This is a genomic window from Pararhizobium sp. (genome assembly GCF_035497515.1).
Taxonomy (GTDB): Bacteria; Pseudomonadota; Alphaproteobacteria; order Rhizobiales; family Rhizobiaceae; genus Pararhizobium.
The window spans coordinates 1-4,252 of sequence record NZ_DATJDJ010000094.1; the positions used below are offsets into that span (position 1 = coordinate 1).

The window sequence follows — 4,252 nt, forward strand, 5'->3', positions numbered from 1 at the left end:
GAGGAACTGGATGGCAAGCGGCAGGCAACGCTGATCGAGACCGGCGAGACGGTTGCCATCGGCTCGATCGAGAAAATGTCGAAATCGAAGAAGAACGTCGTCGATCCCGACGACATCATCGCCTCCTATGGCGCTGATACGGCCCGCTTCTTCGTGCTGTCGTACTCGCCGCCCGATCGGGACGTCATCTGGTCGGAATCCGGCGTCGAAGGCGCCCACCGCTTCGTCCAGCGGCTGTGGCGGCTGATTTCCGAGGCCTCCGCGATATTGAAGGCGTCCGATGCGCGTCCGGCGGCGGAAGGCCCCGCACTGGCGATCTCGCAGGCGGCCCACAGGACGCTGAAGGCCGTGCAGGCGGACTATGACAAGCTTGCCTTCAACAAGGCCGTGGCGCGGATTTACGAACTGGTCAACATGCTTGCCGGTCCGCTGGGCCAGGTCGCGGCCGGCACGGCCGATGCGGCGACGACGGCGGCCCTCAAGGAGGCCACATCGATCCTGATCAGCCTTGTGGCGCCAATGATGCCACATCTGGCCGAACAGTGCTGGCAGGAGATCGGCGGCCAGGGGCTGGTCGCCCAATCGGCATGGCCGGCCTACCAGGACGCGCTGGTGGCCGAGAACGAGGTGACCATGCCGGTGCAGATCAACGGCAAGAAGCGCGCCGATTTGACAATCGCACGCGATGCGGACCAGACTGCGATCGAGAGTGCCGTCCTGGCGCTTGAGCCCGTCAAAGCCGCCTTGAACGGATCGAGCCCGAAGAAGATCATCGTCGTGCCGCAGAGGATCGTGAATGTCGTTGTCTGAGAACGCACGGAAATTGGCATGCCTCGCGATCCTCGGCACCGGCGTGGCAATCGCCGGATGCCAGGTCCGCCCGCTTTATTCGGAGGGTTCGACGGGAAAGCCGGCGCTGGCGCTGGCATCGATCGAGATTTCCGATGCGGACGATCGCGTCGAGCAGGATGTGCGCAATGCACTGATCTTTTTAACCTCGGGCGGCGCCGGCGAGCCGACAAATCCCGTCTATCACATGGCGCTGAACGTCACCTCGACGGCCAATGGCGTGCTCTATGACCAGGAATCCGACACGGCCGGCGCGGCGCGCGTCGTAGTCCGGGCCGACTACAATCTGACGCAAACAGCAACCGGTGAAACCGTCCGTTCCGGCAACCGCAGCGCCGTCGCCCTGGTCGATTTCTCCAAGCAGGAATTCGCCAAACTGCGCGCGCTCCGCGACGCCGAGAAGCGCGCGGCGAAGGAGCTTGCCGAGATCATCCGGGCCGATATCGCCGCAGCGCTCGGTCGCTGAGCGGTATCGCGCCGGGATAGCCGAATGGGCGACATCAAATCTCACGAATTCGACGCCTTTCTGCAGCGTTCGCTCGGGGACAATCGTCTCTTCCTGGTCTATGGGCCCGACCGTGGGCTCGTCTCCGAGCGCGCCGGCCAGATCGCGGCCAGAAGCGGCGTCGATCTTACCGATCCCTTTTCGCTGATCAGGCTCGACGGTTCCGATCTCCAGCAAAATCCGGGTCGCCTGCTGGACGAGGTCAATACGATCGGCCTGTTCGGTGGCGAGAAGCTCATCTGGGTCCGGGCAGGCGGCAGTGAAAAACCGCTTGTGGATGCTTTCTCCCTTCTGGCGCAGCAGCCTTCGGTCGCGAGCTTCGTCATCGTTGAGACGGGCGATCTGAAGAAGAGTGCGGCCCTGCGCAAGACCGGCGAAGCCCGCTCGGTCATCTCCGTCGCCTGCTACAGCGACGATGCGCGCGCAATCAGCGGCTTGATCGACCAGGAACTGGGGCAAGCGGGCATGCGCATCTCGCCGGCGGCGCGGGAAAGGCTCAACGAGGCGCTGGGCGGCGACAGGATCGCTTCGCGCAACGAGATCCGCAAGCTCGTCCTCTATTGCGCCGGGATGGAGGTGATCGAGGAGGAACACGTGATGGATATCGTCGGTGATGCCAGCGCGGTTTCGGTGGATGATGCGGTCGATGCCGTTCTGAAGGGTGACCCGGACGGGCTCCAGCACGCGATCGCCAAGATCGTCGCGTCAAAAACGGCGATCTTCCTCGTCCTCCAGGCCTGTTTGAAGCAGTTCCAGCTGCTGGATGTGATGCGCTCCGAAATGGATGACAAGCGGCAACAGCCTTCGCAGGTCGTGGCGTCGCTGGGCCGCCATCTGCATTTCCGCCGCAAGCCCCTGATCGAATCCGCTCTTCGGACCTGGACGTCGCAGGCGATCCGGCGCGAATCGAGCCGTCTGCAGACCGCCATCTTCCAGAGCCGCTCGCGACAGAGCCTGGAAGACAGTATTGCCATGCATGCTTTGCTGGCGATAACGCTTCAGTCCGCCCGTAAGTAATTGAAATTAATATGATTTACGGACGTAACGTATCCGAATCGATCAGCGGCGCTCAAGCAGCCGGCAGATTTCCTCAAGTTGATCCAGGGTCTTGTAGGAAATCCGCAACTGGCCGCCGCTTGCCTTGTGATTGACGGTGACGTCGAGGCCGAGACTGTCGGTGAGCGTGCGCTCAAGTGCCAGCGTATCGGCGTCCTTCTCTTCCCTGGCTGACGGCTTGCCATAGGAGGGGTCGTTCTGCGCGCGGATATCGTTCTGGGCCAGGCGCTCGGTATCACGCACTGAAAGCCCCTTGGCTACGATAGCTTTCGCCAGTGCGACCGGATCGGACGTCGGGATCAGGGCGCGGGCGTGGCCGGCCGAGAGAGTGCCGGAAGAGAGCATGTCACGAACCGGATCAGGCAATTTCAACAGCCGAAGGCTATTGGCGACATGGCTGCGGCTCTTGCCGATAATTTCTCCCAGGTCATTTTGCGTATAACCATGCTCGGCGATCAGCTGATCATAGCCAAGCGCTTCTTCGAGTGGGTTGAGGTCCGACCTCTGGACGTTCTCGACAATGGCGATTTCCAGCGCCGTGCGATCGTCCACATCACGAACGATAACCGGGATATCGGTAAAACCGGCCAGTTGAGCCGCCCGCCAGCGCCGCTCACCGGCGATGATCTCGAAGCGGTCCTCAGCAAGAGTGCGCACCACTACGGGCTGAACGATGCCGTGCTGGCGAACGGAGCTTGCCAGATCCTGAAGCTCTGCCTCATCGAAGCTGCGGCGCGGATTGCGCGGATTGCGCGTGATGAACTCGATAGGCACCCGGCGATCGGCACTGACTGACGAAGCGGGTGCGCTTGCCGGTAGGGGCTGATCCATCTCGCCGATCAGCGCTGCCAGACCGCGGCCGAGGCGTCGTCTCGAATTATCGTCATTCATAATCTCTACTCACGCTAAATCGTTACGATGTCGAATCGGTTCTATGCCGCCCGTCGTACTCGTTCACGCTGGATAACTTCCGATGCCAGTTGAAGATAGGCCTGGCTGCCCGCGCATTTAAGATCGTAAAGAATGGCCGGCTTGCCATAGGATGGGGCCTCCGAGACCCGCACATTGCGCGGGATCAGTGTATGATAGACCTTTTCACCCAAATGTGTCCGAACATCGTTGACGACCTGCTGCGCCAGGTTGTTGCGGGAATCGAACATGGTCAACACGATCCCCTGGATATCCAATGTCGGATTCACGGATCGTCGCACTTGATCGACCGTTTCGAGCAGCTGGCTAAGGCCTTCCAGCGCAAAAAATTCGCACTGCAAGGGCACCAGAACGGAGTGCGCGGCCGCCATGGCATTCATCGTCAACAGGTTGAAAGAGGGAGGGCAATCGACGAGAACATAGGAATAGGTAAGCGCTTCCGGCGCCGACAGGGCCTTGCGCAGGCGGAAGACGCGGTCGCTCTCGCGGGAAATCTCCATCTCCAACCCAAGCAGATCCATGGTTGAAGGAATGATCGAGAGATTGGGGACGACCGTATTCTGGACCACATCGGCAACGGAATGGGTCCCGATCATCAGTTCATAGGAAGAGAGCTTACGATCCCGGCGTTGTATGCCGAGACCGGTGCTGGCATTGCCCTGTGGATCGAGATCGACGATCAACACTTGCTCGCCGATCGCCGCCAGCGCGGTGGCAAGATTAATCGCTGTCGTTGTTTTTCCGACGCCACCCTTCTGGTTGGCGATCGTGATGATGCGGTTCTTCTCGCCTGCCATTGCTATTCCGCCGTTTTAACGCGATGCGATAGATTTTTGACCTCGAGCACGACCGAATCCGGCTCGATGACGCTTTGATGTTTTACCAGATCGAAATCAAAGCGGCCAATCGCTT

At 60.7% G+C, this 4,252-nt stretch carries 5 protein-coding genes and 1 pseudogene; 3 read left to right on the forward strand and 3 right to left on the reverse strand.

Annotation, left to right across the window (positions count from 1 at the left end; translation table 11 throughout):
* The 3 genes from VL202_RS09810 to holA all read left to right on the forward strand — a co-directional run.
* A partial coding sequence (locus VL202_RS09810; protein ID WP_325463934.1) for a class I tRNA ligase family protein occupies positions 1-810 on the forward strand: 810 nt, incomplete at its 5' end.
* Positions 797-1,315 carry an LPS assembly lipoprotein LptE gene (locus VL202_RS09815; protein ID WP_056330273.1) on the forward strand — a complete coding sequence of 173 codons (519 nt, stop codon included), beginning with the start codon at positions 797-799 and terminating at the stop codon, positions 1,313-1,315. The genes VL202_RS09810 and VL202_RS09815, both read left to right, overlap by 14 nt.
* A 24-nt stretch (positions 1,316-1,339) precedes the next feature.
* Complete coding sequence (gene holA / locus VL202_RS09820) at positions 1,340-2,371, forward strand: DNA polymerase III subunit delta (protein WP_325463935.1); 1,032 nt, start codon at positions 1,340-1,342, stop codon at positions 2,369-2,371.
* A gap of 42 nt (positions 2,372-2,413) precedes the next feature.
* Here holA and VL202_RS09825 read toward each other — a convergent pair whose 3' ends face one another.
* The 3 genes and pseudogenes from VL202_RS09825 to VL202_RS09835 all read right to left on the reverse strand — a co-directional run.
* A complete protein-coding gene (locus tag VL202_RS09825) occupies positions 2,414-3,301 on the reverse strand; it encodes a ParB/RepB/Spo0J family partition protein (RefSeq protein WP_325463936.1) in 888 nt (295 codons plus the stop codon).
* Positions 3,302-3,342: 41 nt separating this feature from the next.
* Positions 3,343-4,137, reverse strand: coding sequence for a ParA family protein (locus VL202_RS09830; protein ID WP_056330265.1), 795 nt, complete (start codon positions 4,135-4,137; stop codon positions 3,343-3,345).
* Positions 4,138-4,139: 2 nt separating this feature from the next.
* Positions 4,140-4,252, reverse strand: a pseudogene (locus VL202_RS09835) (16S rRNA (guanine(527)-N(7))-methyltransferase RsmG); the annotation flags it as partial.

Bases quoted from the DNA above. Each gene is read 5' to 3' on its own strand.
- VL202_RS09815 (WP_056330273.1), top strand. From the start codon at position 797: ATGTCGTTGTCTGAGAACGCACGGAAATTGGCATGCCTCGCGATCCTC.
- holA (WP_325463935.1), top strand. From the start codon at position 1,340: ATGGGCGACATCAAATCTCACGAATTCGACGCCTTTCTGCAGCGTTCG.
- VL202_RS09825 (WP_325463936.1), bottom strand. From the start codon at position 3,301: ATGAATGACGATAATTCGAGACGACGCCTCGGCCGCGGTCTGGCAGCG.
- VL202_RS09830 (WP_056330265.1), bottom strand. From the start codon at position 4,137: ATGGCAGGCGAGAAGAACCGCATCATCACGATCGCCAACCAGAAGGGT.